This is a genomic window from Quadrisphaera sp. RL12-1S, from assembly GCF_014270065.1.
Lineage (GTDB): Bacteria > Actinomycetota > Actinomycetes > Actinomycetales > Quadrisphaeraceae > Quadrisphaera.
On sequence record NZ_JACNME010000014.1, the window covers coordinates 1 to 17,199 of the forward strand.

13 protein-coding genes are annotated in these 17,199 nt (G+C 69.6%); 3 read left to right on the forward strand and 10 right to left on the reverse strand.

The genetic code is table 11. The annotated features are described in order from the left end of the window. Positions 1 to 194: 194 nt before the first annotated feature. The 5 genes from H7K62_RS18645 to H7K62_RS18665 form a co-directional block, all read right to left on the reverse strand. Positions 195 to 1,478, reverse strand: a complete 1,284-nt coding sequence (locus tag H7K62_RS18645; protein WP_370591853.1) for a Glu/Leu/Phe/Val family dehydrogenase — start codon at positions 1,476 to 1,478, stop codon at positions 195 to 197. Positions 1,479 to 1,640: 162 nt separating this feature from the next. After that, positions 1,641 to 2,441, reverse strand: a complete 801-nt coding sequence (locus H7K62_RS18650; RefSeq protein ID WP_186721442.1) for an ABC transporter permease — start codon at positions 2,439 to 2,441, stop codon at positions 1,641 to 1,643. A 13-nt stretch (positions 2,442 to 2,454) separates the two neighbouring features. Next, positions 2,455 to 3,342, reverse strand: coding sequence for an ABC transporter permease (locus H7K62_RS18655; RefSeq protein ID WP_186721444.1), 888 nt, complete (start codon positions 3,340 to 3,342; stop codon positions 2,455 to 2,457). A 72-nt stretch (positions 3,343 to 3,414) separates the two neighbouring features. Further along, positions 3,415 to 4,596 carry an ABC transporter substrate-binding protein gene (locus H7K62_RS18660; protein WP_186721446.1) on the reverse strand — a complete coding sequence of 394 codons (1,182 nt, stop codon included), beginning with the start codon at positions 4,594 to 4,596 and terminating at the stop codon, positions 3,415 to 3,417. Between the two features lie 92 nt (positions 4,597 to 4,688). Then, a complete protein-coding gene (locus tag H7K62_RS18665; RefSeq protein ID WP_186721448.1) occupies positions 4,689 to 5,717 on the reverse strand; it encodes an ABC transporter ATP-binding protein in 1,029 nt (342 codons plus the stop codon). Positions 5,718 to 5,858: 141 nt separating this feature from the next. On the opposite strand from H7K62_RS18665, the gene H7K62_RS18670 reads away from it, so the two are divergent. Together H7K62_RS18670 and H7K62_RS18675 are read left to right on the forward strand one after the other, a co-directional pair. Further along, positions 5,859 to 6,632: a FadR/GntR family transcriptional regulator gene (locus H7K62_RS18670; protein WP_186721450.1), complete on the forward strand. Its 774-nt coding sequence runs from the start codon at positions 5,859 to 5,861 to the stop codon at positions 6,630 to 6,632. Continuing rightward, positions 6,629 to 7,393: a cache domain-containing protein gene (locus H7K62_RS18675; protein ID WP_186721452.1), complete on the forward strand. Its 765-nt coding sequence runs from the start codon at positions 6,629 to 6,631 to the stop codon at positions 7,391 to 7,393. The genes H7K62_RS18670 and H7K62_RS18675 overlap by 4 nt, the downstream gene beginning before the upstream one ends. A gap of 68 nt (positions 7,394 to 7,461) precedes the next feature. Here the strand turns inward: H7K62_RS18675 and H7K62_RS18680 are convergent, their stop codons facing one another. Next, positions 7,462 to 8,952, reverse strand: coding sequence for an APC family permease (locus H7K62_RS18680; protein WP_186721630.1), 1,491 nt, complete (start codon positions 8,950 to 8,952; stop codon positions 7,462 to 7,464). A 516-nt stretch (positions 8,953 to 9,468) separates the two neighbouring features. Here H7K62_RS18680 and H7K62_RS18685 point away from each other — a divergent pair. Beyond that, the gene (locus tag H7K62_RS18685) at positions 9,469 to 11,388 is read left to right on the forward strand and encodes a methyl-accepting chemotaxis protein (protein WP_186721454.1); all 1,920 of its coding nucleotides are present in this window, start codon (positions 9,469 to 9,471) and stop codon (positions 11,386 to 11,388) included. Between the two features lie 232 nt (positions 11,389 to 11,620). On the opposite strand, the gene H7K62_RS18690 is transcribed toward H7K62_RS18685, so the two are convergent. The 4 genes from H7K62_RS18690 to H7K62_RS18705 form a co-directional block, all read right to left on the reverse strand. Next, positions 11,621 to 12,514: a LysR family transcriptional regulator gene (locus tag H7K62_RS18690; RefSeq protein ID WP_186721456.1), complete on the reverse strand. Its 894-nt coding sequence runs from the start codon at positions 12,512 to 12,514 to the stop codon at positions 11,621 to 11,623. Positions 12,515 to 12,658: 144 nt separating this feature from the next. Further along, entirely contained in the window at positions 12,659 to 14,026 is a 1,368-nt protein-coding gene (locus H7K62_RS18695) for an NAD-dependent succinate-semialdehyde dehydrogenase (RefSeq protein WP_186721458.1), read from the reverse strand. A gap of 50 nt (positions 14,027 to 14,076) precedes the next feature. Beyond that, positions 14,077 to 15,444: a 4-aminobutyrate--2-oxoglutarate transaminase gene (gabT, locus tag H7K62_RS18700; RefSeq protein WP_186721460.1), complete on the reverse strand. Its 1,368-nt coding sequence runs from the start codon at positions 15,442 to 15,444 to the stop codon at positions 14,077 to 14,079. Positions 15,445 to 15,498: 54 nt separating this feature from the next. After that, complete coding sequence (locus H7K62_RS18705; RefSeq protein ID WP_186721462.1) at positions 15,499 to 16,929, reverse strand: aldehyde dehydrogenase family protein; 1,431 nt, start codon at positions 16,927 to 16,929, stop codon at positions 15,499 to 15,501. Positions 16,930 to 17,199 lie beyond the last annotated feature (270 nt).

Sequence of the window (17,199 nt, forward strand, 5' to 3'; positions counted from 1 at the left end):
CTGCCGGCAGGCGAGCCCGGAGGTGGCGGCCCGCTGGCAGGGCAGGTCGTGGGCCAGCCCGCGCACCCCCGCGAGCCTGCTGGCCTCCACGCCGGTGGGCTCCTTCGGCGGCGTGGACACCCCGGCGGTCTATGACTTCCTGGACTCGCACGCCCTTCGAGCTTGAACCGCCTGCGGCGGCCTGCTGTCACCGCTCATGGGTAGAGCCCTCTCAGGACGTGCGCCTCGGCGACGCGCTGGACGGCGAGGCTGGTGGCGGCGGAGCGCAGGTCCACGCCGTGGCGCTGCGACTGGGCGAGGACCTGCTGCCACGCGGAGGTCATGCGGTCGGCCAGGCGCGCCTCCACCTCGTCCTCCGACCACCAGTACGCCTGGTTGGCCTGGACCCACTCAAAGTACGACACGATCACGCCGCCGGCGTTGGCGAGGATGTCGGGCACCACCAGCACGCCCCGCGCGGCGAGCAGGGCGTCGGCCGCCGCCGTCGTCGGTCCGTTGGCGCCCTCGACCACGAGCCGGGCGCGGACGTCGGCCGCGTTGCCCTCGTGCAGCACGCCCTCCACCGCGGCGGGCACGAGCAGGTCGACGTCGGCCGTCAGCAGCTCCTCGCCCACGATGGCGACGCCGCCGCGGAACCCGGCGACCGAGCCGGTCGCGTCGACGTGCGCCTCGAGCGCCGCGACGTCGAGGCCGGCGGCGCCGTCGAGCGCCGCCACCGCGCCGTCCTGGTCGCTGACCGCCCGCACCGCCACGCCGGCCTCGGCCAGGAACCGCGCGGTGCCGCGCCCGACCTTGCCGAAGCCCTGCACCGCGGCGGTGCAGCCCCGGGGGTCGAGGCCGAGGTGGCGCAGGGCGGCCAGCGCCACGTGGACGACGCCGCGGGAGGTGGCCGAGGCCCGTCCCAGCGACCCGCCGAGCGAGATCGGCTTGCCGGTCACCACGCCCAGCACGGTGTGGCCCGCGCCGACGGAGTAGGTGTCCATCATCCAGGCCATCGTCTGCTCGTCGGTGCCGACGTCGGGGGCGGGGATGTCCTGCGTCGGGCCGATGAGCGGGGAGATCTCGCTGGTGAACCGGCGGGTGACGCGCTCGAGCTCCGCGGCGGAGTACTGGCGCGGGTCGATGCGCACCCCGCCCTTGGCCCCGCCGTAGGGGACGTCGAGCAGGGCGCACTTCCACGTCATCCACATCGCCAGGGCGCGCACCTCGTCGAGGTCCACGCGCGGGCTGAAGCGGACGCCGCCCTTGCCCGGCCCGCGGGAGTAGTTGTGCTGCACGCGGTGACCGGTGAGCACCTCCACGGTGCCGTCGTCGCGGCGCAGCGGGATGCTGACGCTCACCTCGCGGCGCGGCACCGACAGCAGGTCGTAGGTGCCGCGGTCGTACCCGAGCAGCTCCACGGCAGCCGCCAGCTGCGCGCGGGCGTCGTTGAGCGTCGCCGTACCTCGTGCGGGCGCCGGGGTCTGCTGGGCGGGGATCGGACGGGTGACGCTGCCAGCGGTCACAGTCCCTCCACCTGCAGCCAGGTCGAGAAGGAGGGCCGCACCTGCGTTGCAGAGTCAGGGCCGCCAGCGGAGCGGACGAGCATGATGAATCTCCTGGGCGCTTCAGTGCCGGGTCGGCGGTTGGGCAGGGGCGTGTCAGCGGTGGTCGACGTCAGCGGAGGACAGGCGCTGCGCCAGGTAGATGGGGATGACCGACACGATGACCATCACCACGGCGATGACAGCGACCACCGGTGCCTGGTTGGGGCGGAACATGTTGTTCAGGATGAAGATCGGGAGGGTGGTCACCCCTGACCCGGCAGTGAACGTCGTCACGATGATCTCGTCGAAGCTCAGGGCGAAGGCGAGCAGGCCGCCGGCCAGCAGGGCCGAGCGCAGCTGGGGAAAGGTGACCAGCCGGAAGGTCGTCCAGATCCCAGCGCCCAGGTCCGAGGAGGCCTCCTCAAGACGCGTTCCCGTGCGGCGGAGCCGGGCCACTGCGTTGTTGAAGACCGTGACGATGCAGAAGGTTGCGTGGGCGACCACGAGCGTCCAGATGGAGAGCGGGACGCCGAGGATGGTTCGGAAGAAGTTGTTCAACGCGATGCCCGTGACGATGCCGGGCAAGGCGATGGGGAGGATGACCAGCAGGTTGACTGTCTGCCGCCCGAAGAAGTCGAAGCGCTGCAGCGCGATGGCCACCAATGTGCCCAGCACCAGGGCCATCGCGGTGGCCAGCAGGGCGATCCCCACGCTGGTCGCCACTGCCGCGCGCGCGCCTTCGCTGTTGGCTGCGCGCTCCCACCACTGCGTCGTCAGCCCGGGTGGGGGCCAGGACAGGGACAGCGAGGTGGAGAAGGAGTTGATGAAGACCACGAGGAGTGGGAGGTAGATGACCAACAGGGTCAGAGTGCTGACCGTCGCCAGGGCTGCCTGTGCCGTTCGTCCGATGCGCATCTCAGCTCCCGGCTCAGAGGTTGTCCAGCGCGCCTGTGCGGCGCACCAGGGCGAGGTAACCGAAGATGATCACGATCGGCACCAGAGCGATCGCTGCGGCGAGCGGGAGGTTGTTGGCCGCACCGACGTTGGTGTAAACGAGGTTCCCGAGCACCTGACTGGTGCCGCCCACGATGGTGACCGTGATGTAGTCGCCCAGCGACAGCGAGAAGCTGAAGATCGTTCCCGCGATGATGGCCGGCGTGGTCAGGGGCAGGACGACGCTGCCCAAGGTGCGCCACGTCGAGGCCCCGAGGTCGGAGGAGGCCTCGATGAGGCTGTCCGGGACCTTCTCCAGGCCAGCGTAGATCGGCAGGATGACGTAGGGCAGCCAGAGGTAGCTGAGTGTGATGATTGCTGCGGTCAGGCCGTACCCGGGGCCCTGCAGGCCCGTCGGTGCCAGCACCCAGTTGAGGAGTCCCTGCTCGGACAGCAGAGACCGCCAGGCGTAGGCCTTGACGAGGTAGCTGGCCCACAGAGGCATGAGGGTCGCGATGACCAGCAGGCGGCGGGCTCGTGGTGAGGCGACCTTGGCCATGTAGAAGGCGATGGGCAGAGCGATGAGGACGTCGACCACGGTGACCACAACGGCGACACCGACGGTCCGAAGGGTGACCGTCTGGTAGAGCGATCCCGTCACCACGGTCCGGATGTTGTCGAGAGTCCACGAGGGGCTGATCTGTCCGGTGTATCCGTCAACCCTCCACAGGGCGGTCACCAGCAGCAGGGCCAGCGCGACGACGTAGACGACCACGAGCCAGGTCAGTGGAGCGATGAGCACCAGGGCGAGGCGGGCTCTGGAGTGGGTGGCGAGGAAGGAGGAGGTTCGTCGGCCCAGACCGGGCGAGAGCAGCGCGTTCATGACGTCCTTCGGTGGTGCGGTACGGGGGCTTGGGCTGCGGGTGGGGCCCTGGTCCCCACCCGCAGCTGCACCTCAGCCCTTGATCTCCTGCCAGGCGGCCGTCCAGCGGGTGTAGTCGGTGCATGTGACGTCAGTGCGGCCGTCCAGGCACGCGGCGACCGGCGTCGTCCAGTAGTGGATCTTCGAGGCGTAGTCGGCGTCACCGGCGTGGAACGCCTCGCAGTCGTCGCGGTAGTTGCACGCTGCCTCGCTCGAAGGAGCCTCACCGAAGTAGGCAGTCGCCTTTCCGTTCGTCTCCGGGCTCGAGATCCAGTCGAGCCAGGCGTAGGCGCAGTTCGGGCTCTTGGCCTTCGAGGCGATCATCCAGGTGTCTGACCACCCAGTCGTCCCCTCCTCGGGGAGGACTACGGCGGTCTTGGCCCCTTCTGCGGCGAGGGAGTTCTGGATGACCTGCCAGCTGGTGCCCACGACCGAGTCGCCGCTGGTGAAGGACTGGATCTGCTTGAGGTAGTCCGACCAGTACTCCCCCACGTTGACCCGCTGCGCCTTGAGCAGGCCCACCGCAGCTGCGAGCTGGGTCTCGTCCAGGGCGTACGGATCCTTGATGCCCAACTCGGGCTTGTGAGTCATCAGGTACAGGGCCGCGTCAGCGATGTAGATGGGCGAGTCGTAGGCGGTGACCTTGCCGGCGTACTGGGAGGCGTCGTCGAAGACGGCGCTCCAGGAGGTGGGGGCTGGCTGCACGACGTCGGTGTTGTACATGAGGAGATTGGCCCCGTAGCCGTGCGGGACGCCGTAAGACCTGCCGTCCACGGAGTTCCAGGCGCGGTTTTTCAGGAAGTCGTAGATGCCGGCGTAGCTGGGGATGAGATCGGTGTTGACGGGGGCGACGTCGCCTCCGGCGATCAGGCGCAGGGTCGCGTCCCCGGAAGCCGCCACCACGTCGTAGTCCCCGGTCTTCATGAGGTTGACCGCCTCATCCGAGGTCCCGTAGACCTTGGAGGTCACCGCGCAGCCGGTCTTCGCTTCGAAGCCTGAGACCCAGTCGACGCTCGGGTCGTTGCTGCCGTCCTCGACGTACCCGGGCCAGGCCAAGATCGAGACGCTGCCCTCGTTGTCTCCGAGGCTCGTCTGCTCAGCGGTCGGCGACGGCCCCGAGACCGCCGTGGTGCCGCATCCAGTCAGGGCGGCTGCCGCCAGCAGGGCCACGGCCGCCGAAGCAGTGGTGCGCTTCACCTTGGTGGTGCGGAGCATGGTGGTCCTCTCGATCGTCTGGGGTGGGGAACCATCAGGCCCGGACCGGTGTCAATGCGGTCCCGGGCCGGGTCGGACGTGACAGTTGGAGCTCAGGCGACGCTCGACGACAGGACGACGACGTCCTCCTCGTGCCACATCACGTGGACGCGCTTGCCCCGCAGGTGCTCACCACCCATGTCGCGGTCGTTGCGCTGGAGCACCGTGACGCGCGGGCCTGCGTCGAGCTCGACGACGCAGCGCACGGCGCTGCCTACGTAGATCGTCTCCAGGACCGTCCCGGCCGCGCTGTGACCGGCGGAGGCCTGCGGAACCGCGGCGACCTGCAGTCGTTCAGGCCGGATGGAGAACTCGCCCTGCCGACCGAGGACCTTCTGGGCGTGGTCGGCCGCGAAGACGTTGGAGGTCCCCACGAAGTCGGCGACGAAGCGGGAGGCGGGGTTCTCGTACAGCTCGCGTGGCGTCCCGAGCTGCTCGATGCGGCCCTCGTTGAAGACTGCGACACGGTCGGACAGGCTCAGGGCTTCTTCTTGGTCGTGGGTGACGAACAAGAAGGTGATGCCGAGGTCGCGCTGGACCTGCTTCAGCTCGACCTGCATCTGCTCACGAAGCTTCAGGTCCAGGGCTCCCAGAGGCTCGTCCAGGAGCAGCACCTTGGGCTCGACGACACTGGCGCGCGCCAGGGCGATGCGCTGCCTCTGACCCCCGGACAGCTGGGCGGGCTTGCGCTGCGCCGTGTGGGCGAGTCGCACCGCCTCCAGCGCCTGCATCGCCATCTCGCGTCGCCGCGCCGCCTTGATGCCGCGCACCCGCAGCCCGTAGGCGACGTTGTCGAGCACTGACATGTGGGGGAACAGCGCGTAGTCCTGGAAGACCGTGGAGACATCGCGCTGGAACGCGGGCCTTGACGTGACGTCATCACCGAAGAGCTCGATCGAGCCCGAGGTGGGCTGCTCGAAGCCCGCGACGAGCCGGAGCATGGTGGTCTTGCCTGAACCCGACGGGCCGAGCATGGAGAAGAACTCGCCGGACTGGACGTCCAGGTCGACGGCGTCGACGGCCGTCACGCCGGCGAACCTCTTGGTGATCCCGGTCAGGCGGATTGCTGGGGTGCTGCTCATGCGGTTCCCTTCGACTCCATCGTCTTAAAACATATGGAACCATATTTCAGACGAGGGCGGCAAGAGTTACAATCGCGTGACGCCGCCAGTTGCGGCGCCCTCCGGCCTCCCCGACCGAACAGCACCACCTCCAGGAGACGCATGACGCGCCAAGCCAGGCACATCGACGCGGCGCTGTCCGTGGTCTTCGCGCCACTGGACGACGGTGCACGTGCTGGGCTTGTGGAACGGCGCCTGACCGACGCGATCGTCAGCGGTGTGCTGAGGGACGGGGAACGCCTGCCCAGCGAGGCCACGATGGCCCGCCAGCTGGGGGTCGCGCTGGTGACAGCACGTGAGGCGCTCGAGGCGGTGCGCGAGCGCGGCCTGGTGCAGACCCGCCGCGGACGAGAGGGCGGGAGCTACGTCACCTGCGACGCCGCAGCCGCTGACCAGTGGGCTCGGCGCAGGCTGCGCGACAGCAGCCGCATCGAGCTGCGGGACATCGCCTTGCACGTCAGCGCGATTCTGGGGATGGCCGCAGAGGTCGCTACCGACCGCGCCACCGGGGATGACATCGACGTCCTGATGAGCATTCACGAGACCGCAGACCTCAGCACCGCCGGGAGCGCACGTCGGGCCGTGGGGTGGTTCCAGCTCGAGCTCGCCGCTGTGAGCCAGTCACCACGTCTGGTGCGCGAGGAGATGCGCTTGCAGAGCGAGGCGGCACCCCTGCTCTGGATGTGCCTGCGCGAGCACGAGCACCGGGTGCGAAGCGCTGCCAGCCGCGAGGACGTCCTGGCGGCGCTGCGGCGCGGCGCGCCACAGGCAGCCAGGGCTGCGGTGGCCTCCTTCGTGCAGGGCTGCCTGGACTGGCTGGTCGTCGAGCGGATGCGACTGGTCGAGCTGGACACAGCTCGGGAGGAGGCGTCATGAAGGCCCTGGTGCAGGGGCGGGCTCCCCTCGAAGCCGCACGACAGGTGGGTGGAACCCTGACTCCCCTGTTCGATCAGGTGGACGCCTGGCAGCGGCAGCTCCAGCAGCACCTCGATGAGGTCTCAGCCTCCGCCGGGGTGCTGGATGCCGAAGTGGCTGACTTCGCGCTGCCGGCCCTGAGTGAGCCGTCCGGCCTGGCCTCGGGCGTCGGTTTCGTCGGTGCCCCCGGCCTCCTCGTGGGCGAAGGCTGGCACGTGGCCTGGTGGTGGCTCGCCGGACAGGCGAAGGAACCCAGGCGCCTGTCCACGGCGACGCCGGGTGGCGACCAGCTGCGTGACTACAGCGCCATGGAGTGGTGGCGCGTTCCGTCCCGGACCGCAGCTCGCCACCTCAGCGGGCCTTACGTCGACTACGTCTGCGTGAACGACTACGTGCTGACCATCACCGCCCCGGTGCTTCGAGCAGGAACGGTTGTCGGGGTGGTCGGTGCTGACCTGCTGGTCGATCGCCTCGAACGTCAGCTGCTGCCGCTGCTGACACCGATCTCAGCACCCTGCACCCTGGTCAACTCCTCGGCTCGGGTCGTCACCTCCACCGACGCCCGGCGCGAGCCGGGTTCGGTGCTGCGCTCTGACGCATTGGCGGAGGCGCTGCTGCTCATGCGGCAGGACGCCAGCGCCCCCCTCGACGTGGAGTTCGAGGAGGGCGCGAGGGTGCTTTCGTGCGGTTCGAGCTCCCTCGCCCTCGTCATCGGGCGGTGAAGCTGGAGTCGACCGGTGGTGGCGCTGCCCTGGGGGAAGGCGCCACCACCACCGGCCGAGATCGTGGATCAGGCGGCGTCCCGCCTGATGGCGCGCAGGCGTTCGGCGAAGTCGCGCGCATCACCCTCGGGGATGTGGTCGGAGTGGCGGTCGGGCTTGGCAACCAGGAGGTACGCCAGCCCTGAGCCCGCCACGACGGCGAGCCCGATGGCCACGACCCAACGGTCCAGGAAGTCCGTGGTGCCAGGAGCGGGCTTGATCAGCAGCACGATGGCGAAAACGCCGTAGGCCAGGGCGACCACGTTGACCACGAAGCCCCACCTGCCCAAGGACCACAGGCCTGCCGGACGCCAGCCCAACACGCGCTGGCGCAGCGCTGCCAGGACGACCGCCTGGAAGGAGATGTAGATCCCCAGGACGGCGAAGGCGGTGACCCGACCCAGGGAGTCCGGCCGCCAGAAGACGAACAGGCAGATGAGGATCGGCACCACGCAGACCACGAGCAGAGCGTTGGTCGGGACCGCCTTGGCCTCTGAGACATGAGACAGCCACCGGCTTGCCGGGAGCATCCGGTCGCGAGCGAAGGCGTACAGCAGTCGACTGCCCGCCGCCTGCAGGGACAGCACGCAGGAGATGAACGCCATGACCGCGACCAGGAGGAAGACCTTGGACCCGAAGCCACCCAGGGTGCTCTCCAGGATGGCCGGGATCGGGTCGGCCACCTCACCGGCGACGATGGCGCGCAGCTGGTCGGTGGGGATGGCCAACACGTACCCGGCATAGGAGACCGTCGCGGAAACACCGCCGACCACGATCGTGAGCATCATGGCTCGGGGGATTCGCCGCGCGGGGTCGGAGACCTCTTCGGCCACGTCACCGCACGCCTCGAACCCGTAGAAGAGGAACAGGCCAGCCAGGGAGGCCGCGAGGAACGTACCTGCGTAGCCGGTCCCGCCCCCCGCGCCCATGGTGTCCCAGAAGACCGACAGCGGCTGCTCGCGGTGGAAGACCAGCAGAAACAGGCCGAGCGCGATGACGCCGATCAGCTCCGCCGCCAGTCCGATCTGAGCGATCTTCGCCAGGAACCGCGTCCCGCTGTAGTTCAGGGCGAAGGCCAGCACCAGCAGACCGACCGCTGTGGCCAGGGAGATCGTCGGGGTGACCTCCAGGCTGAAGAGAGCCGCGACGAAGCCGCCGCCGAACTCGGCCACCGCGGTGACGGTCACGATGATCGCCCACAGGTACACCCACGAGACGATCCAGGCGGCCCGCCGGTTCCACAGCCGCCTGACCCAGGGGTAGATACCGCCGGCCAAGGGGTACTGCGAGACCACCTCGCCGAACACGAGCGCGACCAGGAACTGCCCGGCGCCCACGATGAAGATCCACCAGATCGACGGCGGGCCACCGATGGACAGGCTGTAGGCGAACAGGGAGTACACCCCGACCAGCGGGGACAGGTAGGTGAAGCCGAGCGCCATGTTGGCCCACAACCCCATGCTGCGCTGGAACTGTCCGGTGTAACCGAGTGCAGCCAGCTGAGCGTCATCGGTACTCATGTCGGGTCGTCCGTCGACCTGGCCCACGGGCCCTCCTCGTCGTCGCATCGCCCGTGGAGCCAACGATCAGCACCGGGGGCAGGGGAGGAAAACATATAGAGCCATATGTCCAACCACAAGGTCCTGCCGTCGAAGACGTCGGCGCAAGACGCCAAGCCGTCGCCGGGGAGTCGGTCACCGCGTGCGAGCGTGTCGACCCGGGCTCGGCCGGTGAGCCGACCCACGCGAACGCCGGCACCGGTGCCCGGGAAGAGCCAGTCCCCTGCACCCGCCCACCTCTCCCGATTGCACTCCGCCTCGCGGGCGACGAGGAGCGCATGAGGACGGAGCGCGCGTGGTGCGCGGTCGATCAGCAACCAGTACCGCCCCCACGCAGGCCGCGATGCATACAGATGGATTTAGAGCATCACAAGGCGGAGAGACCTGCCGATACATATGGAAAGGCAGTCTTGAGAAGCAGGGGGAAGACCGGCCATGCGCAGCATCAGGGGTCAGCTCGTGGTCAGGGTGATGGCGATGACCATCGCCATCCTGGCGGTGGTGGTGACGGTGGTCGCGCTACGGGCCTCCTCGACCGGTGAACGCCAGGCCGAGCTGTACAACCGGACCCTGGCCGCCGATCAGGCGTCCTCGGTGCAGCTCACGCTGCGCCAAGCAGTCGTCACCGTCGACACACTGGCTGGTGCGCTAGCTGCGCTGCACCAGAACGGCGGGGCCTCGAGGACCGCCGTCACCGCCGCGGTCCATGACACCCTCGTGGCGAACCCCTCTCTGCTGGGCGTGGCGACGGCGTGGGAACCGAACGCCTTCGACGGACGCGACGCCGCTTTCGCCGGTGCGAGCGGGAGCTCCGCAGACGGCCGCTACGGCGTCTACTGGTACCGCAGCGGCGGCGAGTTGTCCTTCACCACCCTGACCAGCATGGACGACCCGTCACAGGGCGACTGGTACCTCGGCCCACGCCAGAGCCTGAAGGCGATGCTGACCGAGCCGTACACCTACAAGCTGGACGGCAAAGAAGTCTTGATGACCACGGCCACGGCGCCGGTGCTCGTGCAGGGCCAGTTCCTCGGGGTCGTCACCGCGGACCTGGCGCTGACCGACCTGACGGCGAAGCTGCAGGCCATCAAGCCCTACGGCAACGGGTACGTCTCGCTGCTGAGCGACAAGGGCAACGTCGTCGCCGGCCCCAGCGCCCAGGCGCTGGGCAAGCCACTGCAGGGCCCCCTGGCCGCTGTGGCGCAGCAGGTCAGCGCCCAGCGCACCGCACAGACCACGAGCCTGAACGACCCGTCGTCGGGCGGCGAGGCTCTGGCCGCGGTGGCTCCGGTCGCCGTCACTGACGACCAGACGTGGGCGCTGGTGGTCTCCGCGCCCCGCGCCACAGTACTGGCCGACGTCGCACGAACGACATGGCTGATCGTGCTGGTCGGCCTGGTGGCTGTGGTCCTGGCCGGCGCGCTGACCTGGTGGATCGGGACCGGACTGGTCCGTCCTGTGCGCGCCCTGCGGGACAGCCTCATCGACATCGCTGACGGCGAGGGCGACCTGACCCGCCGGGTGGACTCCGCTCGCCACGATGAGCTGGGTCAGCTCGGAGGGGCGTTCAACCGCTTCGCCGACACGGTCGCTGCCACCGTTCGCGAGATCACCACCGAGGCCGACTCACTGCACCGCGCCGCTGGGGCACTGGACAGCACCAACCGATCCCTGACCACCGACATCGATGCCTCCGCGACACGATGCAGCGAGGTCGCCGGCCAGGCCGGTGCCGCCAGCGCCGAGGTCACCACCATCGCCTCGGCTGCCGAGGAGATGGGCGCCTCCATCGCTGAGATCGCACGCGGCACCCACGAAGCCTCCCGCATCGCTGCCGAAGCGGTGCAGGTCTCTAGCTCCACGGAGACCGTCTTCGAGGCTCTGTCGACCAGTTCCACTGAGATCGGCGCCATCGTGGCCACCATCACCGGTATCGCCCAGCAGACCAACCTCCTGGCCCTGAACGCCACCATCGAAGCCGCCCGCGCCGGAGAGGCCGGCAAGGGCTTCGCGGTGGTCGCCGGAGAGGTCAAGGACCTGTCGGGGCAGACCGCTCGGGCCACCGACGACATCGAACAGCGCATCACCCGCCTGCTCAGCGACGTCGGCTCCGCCTCCAGCTCGGTGTCCACGATCGGGACCGTGGTGGGTGATCTTGATGGGATCCAGACCTCCGTGGCCAGCGCCGTGGAGGAGCAGACCGCGGTCACCGCCGAGATCGCGACGGGGGTCACCCGCGCCGCGCTGGCCACGACCGCCATCGCCGACACGATCGTGCAGGTGGCTGCCGCCGCGGAGAGCATGCGGTTCAGCGCGGCCGCCGCCCGAGCCTCCGTGCAGGACGTCAGCGCCACCGCCGAGCGCATGCGGGCCCTCGTGGGTCGGTTCAGGGTCTGAACATCCTCTGCGCCAACGCCGCTCGATCACGTTGCGTCCGGTGTGCCTGTGGCTCACTGGATGCGACGTGGTCGACGACGAGCAACGGTCCCGGCATCGTGGTCTGTCGACGGGGGGTGATCGCTGAACCCGCGAACGGGCCTCGACCGCATCCTGGGCCCACCGCGGCAGCACACGGAAGGTGAGGGCGGCTGTCAGGCGCCAGATGCCCGACGGCGCTCTGGACTGGGCGTCACAGCGGTCGGTGGCCGATCAGCGCACCTTCCAGGACGCGCAAGACGGCTGGTGCTGACTCTCCGGACCGGTGCACCAGTAGCAGCGAAGTCTGCAGGGAGACGTCCTGCAGCCGGGCGTAGCGCACACCAGGCATGGACAGACCCGAGAGGCACTCGGGCACCAGCGCCACCGCGGTCCCCGCGCCCACCAGAGCAAGGGCCGCGAGGTAGTCGCGCACTGCGATGACCGCTGGGGGGCTCAAGCAGCCTGCCGCCGCAACGGCAGCGACTTCGTCACGAGCGTCGTGTGCTTCCCCGAAGGACGGGACGGCGAACCGCTCGCCTGCGAGCTCATGGGCGAGCACCGCGCCGGACCTTCCCGAGCGGTGACGTTCGGGTACTGCCAGCAGCACGTCCTCACGACGGACCACGGTCTTGGACAAGCTGTCTGGCAGCTCGGGCCGGTCGCGCAGCAGTCCGACGTCGATCCTCCCGGCCACCAGCGCCTCAACCTGCTCGGGCGTGGCCATCTCCTCTATGAGGATCTTCACTGCGGAGTCCTCGATCACGTGGGCGACTGCGTCAGCCAGGACACCGGAGTAGGCAGCTGAGGCGACGTAGCCCACCCGCACACGACCCAGGAGCCCCTCGCCCGCAGCGCGCCCGACCGATTCGGCCTGCTCGACGGCCTGGAGCACCTTGTGGGCCTCCGGCAGGAAGACCTCACCGGCAGCGGTCAGCCGGGGGGTCGTGCGTCGGCCTCGTTCCAGCAGCCGGACCCCGAGATGGTCCTCGAGTGCCTTGAGCTGGGCGCTCACGTTGGAGGTGGCGGTCTCAAGGCCTTCGGCGGCCCGCGCGAAGTGCATCTGCTCGGCGACGGCCACGAACGCCCTCAGCCAACGCAGGTCCAACGCATCACCTCCATGCCATGACGCTACTCGGCTCGAGGAACGGGCCGAACCCGCAGAGCGCCGCCGTGGGGTGAGTCGGTCGGGGCGATCTCATGGGTGGTGCGGTGCGAACCACCCGGGGCTCTCACCGCACCACCTGAGAGTTCAGCCGGCCGTGCGGATCAGCTTGCGGTTGATGAACTCTTCAATGCCTGAGCGGCCCAGCTCGCGCCCGCTGCCGCTGCCCTTGGTGCCACCGAAGGGCAGCTCGGGACTGTCTGCCGCCACGATGTTGATGAAGACCATGCCGGCGCGGATCGCGTCCGCCACGCGCTCGGCCTGCTCAGGGTCGGTGGTGAAGACGTAGGAGCCCAGCCCGAACGGGGTGTCGTTGGCCAGGTGCACCGCAGCGGCTTCGTCTGCGACGCGGTAGACCACACCGACCGGACCGAAGAACTCCTCCCGGTAGGCCTCGTTCTCGGGGGTGACGTCAGTCAGCACGGTCGTGGTGAAGACGTTGCCCTCCCTGCGCCCGCCGTGGACCAAGGTGGCTCCCTGGGCGACTGCCCGTTCGATCTGGTCCTGCAGGCGGTCAGCCGCCGCGGAGGACGACAGCGGGCCCAGGCTCACCCCGGACGGGGAGGGGGTCTGGGGGGTGATGGCCGCCAGGGCTGCGGTGAAGCGCTCCAGGAACTCCTCGTAGAGGTCCTCGACGACGATGAAGCGCTTGGCGGCGTTGCAGGCCTGCCCGGAGTTCTCCAGGCGAGCCGTCACCGCAGCTTCTACCGTGGCTGCGAGGTCGTCGGTCGAGAGCACGATGAACGGGTCAGAGCCACCCAGTTCCAGGACCACCTTCTTGAGGTTCTGGCCGGCGATCCTGGCGATCTCGGCGCCGGCGCGCGCCGAGCCGGTCAGGGAGACGCCCTGGATCCTGGGGTCAGCGATCGCCTTCTCGATCTGCTCGTAGCTGGCGTAGACGTTCTCGTAGACACCGGCGGGAACGCCGGCCTCGGTCATGATGTCTGAGATGGCCGCGGATGACTCCGGGCATTGAGGGGCGTGCTTGAGGATGACCGCGTTGCCGATCAGGAGGCTGGGTCCGGCGAAGCGGGCGACCTGGTAGTACGGGTAGTTCCACGGCATGACTCCCAGCACGACGCCGAGCGGCGCCTTGCGAACCAGGGCCGAGCCCGTGCCTCCGAGCAGCTGGATGGGTTCGTCGGCGAGGAAGTCGGCCGCCCGGTCGGCGTAGTACTCGTAGATGTCGGCGCAGAAGTCGACCTCACCCAGGCCCTGGTCGAGAGGCTTGCCCATCTCGCGCTGGATGATCTCGGCGAGCTCCTGGCGCCTCTGGCGGTGCAGGGCGGCCACGGCGCGCACCGCTGCGGCGCGCTCATGTACCGATGTGCGTGCCCAGGCCTGCTGCGCCGCATCGGCGCGCTGGAGCGTCGCGCTCATCTCTGCGTCGGTGGCAGTCGGGTAGGTGCGCAGAGTCTCACCGGTGCTGGGGTCGACGACGGCATAGTCGCTCATGGTGCTTCCTCTCCTCGGGGGGCGACGACGGGCTGCTGGACGGGTGTCGGTCAGCGGGAGGCGGCGAAGGCGTCGGCGAGGACGTCGAAGCCTTCGAGCAGCAGCTCGTCTGAGATGGACAGCGGCGGCAGGAACCGGAGCACGTTGTTGCGGGTGCCAGCGTTCAGTGCCACGACACCGGCCTGTTGGGCGAAGGCGATGACCCCTGCTACGGCTCCGGCATCAGGCTCGTGGGTGCCGGGGACCACCACCTCGGCGGCCACCATCGCGCCGCGCCCGCGGATGTCACCGATGCGAGCATCGACGGCCGCGAGGGCGCGCAGCCGTTCAGTCATCAGCTCCCCGAGGCGCTCGGCGCGTTCCAGCAGGCCTTCGGCCTCGATGGTCTCGATCGCGGCCAGGGCTGCGGCGCAGGCCACCGGATTGCCGCTGTAGGTGCCGCCGATGCCGCCGCGGTGCACGGAGTCCATGACGTCAGCACGGCCCGTGACCGCCGCTAGGGGCAGTCCTCCGGCCAGTGCCTTGGCCGAGACCACCAGGTCGGGCACCAGGCCCTCGTGCTCGCTGGCGAACCAGCGTCCTGTGCGTCCGAGCCCCGTCTGGACCTCGTCCGCGACGAAGAGGATGCCCCGCTGGCGGGCGAAGTCGGCCACCGCAGGCAGGAACCCCTCGCTGGGGACGATGAAGCCGCCCTCACCCTGGACCGGCTCGACGACCACGCAGGCGATCTGGTCGGCGCCGACCTGGATGTCCACCAGCTCGTGCAGCGCGTCCAGGGCTGCCTCCCGGGCTGTCTCCTCGTCTCCGTGCGAGGAGAAGGGGGAGGGCAGCGGAGCGCGGTAGACCTCTCCCGGGAACGGCCCGAAGCCGGACTTGTAGGGTGCGGCCTTGCCTGTCATCGCCATCGTCAGCGCTGACCGTCCGTGGTAGGCCCGGTCGAAGACCACCACCCCGGGGCGGCCCGTGGCCACGCGGGCGTACTTCACGGCGTTCTCCACGGCTTCGGCCCCGGTGTTGAACAGGGCCGTGCGCTTGGGGTGGTCGCCCGGGGTGAGCCGGTTGAGCTGCTCCGCGACAGCCACGTACCCCTCGTAGGGATTCACCAGGAAGCAGGTGTGCGTGAAGGCCTGCAGCTGGGCGGTGGCCTGTTCCACGACGCGCGGGGCGCTGTTGCCGACGCTGGTGACCGCGATGCCGCTGGCCAGGTCGATGAAGCTGTTGCCGTCGACGTCGACCAGCACCCCTCCACCGGCCGCGGCGACGTAGAACGGCTGGCTGCTTCCCAGCCCTGCAGGAAGCGCGGTGGCGCGCCGAGCTGCCAGCTCGCGGCTGCGCGGGCCGGGCACCTCGGTGATGAGGTGACGTCGCTGGGGCAGCTGCGGACCACCTAGTACGGCGATGTCGTCCAGCGTGGTCATCAGTTCTCCTCGGATCGTCATGGTGTGGTCCTGCGGGGCTGGGGCCTGGGCGCTTCAGCCGCGCAGGTAGACCGTGGTGGTCTTGGTGAAGAACTGCCGGGAGGCGGTGCCCTGCTCCTTCGGCCCCAGGGAGCTGTGTCGCCCACCGCCGAAGGGGACGTGCGGGTCGGCGCCGGCGCTCTCGTCGTTGATGTGCAGGACACCGACGTCCAGGGTGTCCACTGCGCTGAGCGCGGAGGCCAGATCGGTGGTGAAGACGGCTGCGGACAGGCCGTACTCCCCCTCTCCCGCAAGGGCGAAGGCCTCCTGGACACTGGCGGCGCGCACGACCGACAGGACGGGGCCGAACAGCTCCGTGCGCCACACATCCAGCTCGGTGGAGGGCAGCACCAGCACGCGCGGGGCACTGAACCATCCGTGCCCGGGCAGGTCGGGGCGCCCGGGGACCACGGCGCTGGCTCCCTGGTGCAGGGCGCGCTGGACACCGTCCTCCACCGTTGCCCGAGCGCTGTCGGAGATCAGCGGTCCCATGCCGGTCGCAGCATCGAGCGGGTCACCGACGACGAGGGATGCCAGGCGGGCCTGCAGCCGGTCCAGGAGCTCATCGGCCACGGGGTCCTGCACCACCAGACGCGAGGTGGCCGTGCACTTCTGGCCCGTGGAGCGAAACGCGCCCAGCACGATCTGCTCGACGGCGACATCGAGGTCGGCGTCGGCGAGCACGACCGCGGGGTTCTTGCCGCCCATCTCGGCCTGGACCGCGGCTCCGCGCTGGGCGCAGGTCGCCGCGATGGCGCGTCCGACCCCGGTGGAGCCGGTGAAGGTCACGGCGTGGACATCAGGGTGCTCGACGATGCGTGAACCGGTGCGCGCGTCAGCGATGACCAGGTTGAGCACACCGGCAGGCAGCCCGGCTTCCTGGAGGGCCTGCGCGAGGCGGACCGCGAGGAGAGGCACCACGCCGGCCGGCTTCCAGACCACCGTGTTGCCGTGCACCAGCGCCGGGGCGATCTTCCAGGCGGGAATGGCGATGGGGAAGTTGAACGGCGTGATGACGCCGACCACTCCCACCGGGCGGTGGACGACGAGGATGCGCTGCCCGCCTCGAGGAGAGTGGAACACCTGGCCGGCCTCGCGGTCAGCCTCGCCAGCGCAGTAGCGCAGGATCTGCGCCGCGCGCAGGACTTCACCGATGCCCTCGGCCAGCGTCTTGCCCTCTTCGCGGGTCAGCTCGCGTCCGTAGCGCTGGCCCTCCCGCTCGAGGACGGCCGCCGCGCCCAGCAGCACCTGAGCGCGTTCGTGGTAGGGCCGGGCTGCCCACGCAGCCGCTGCTCCGGTGGCGGCAGCCACGGCGGCGTCCACCTGGTCGCCGCTGGCCAAGCGCCCGCTGGCGACGACGTCGTCGGGGTGCGCCGGGTTGGTGGAGAGCAGCTCGGGGCCTCGCCCACTGACCCACTGTCCACCGATCAGCTGGTGCAGTTCCATCGCAGCCTCCACGGTCCTCCTTCGTGCCGACCGCCGGTCGGTGGTGAGTCATCAACGTGCTCGCAGTTCCCGGTACGGGTAGAGCGATAGCGCCGGGACGGCACCGTCCCGGTGTGGCCGTCATCGTGACCTGATCGGCCTCAGTTAACAAGGGGGTGTCACTAAACCAATCTGGAGAACAATGGTGATCGTGCTGTGGCCAGAACGTGCACCCGGAACGGCCACGGGCGGGAGCTGTGCACTCGCTCCTGTGACCGCCCCGTGCGACGC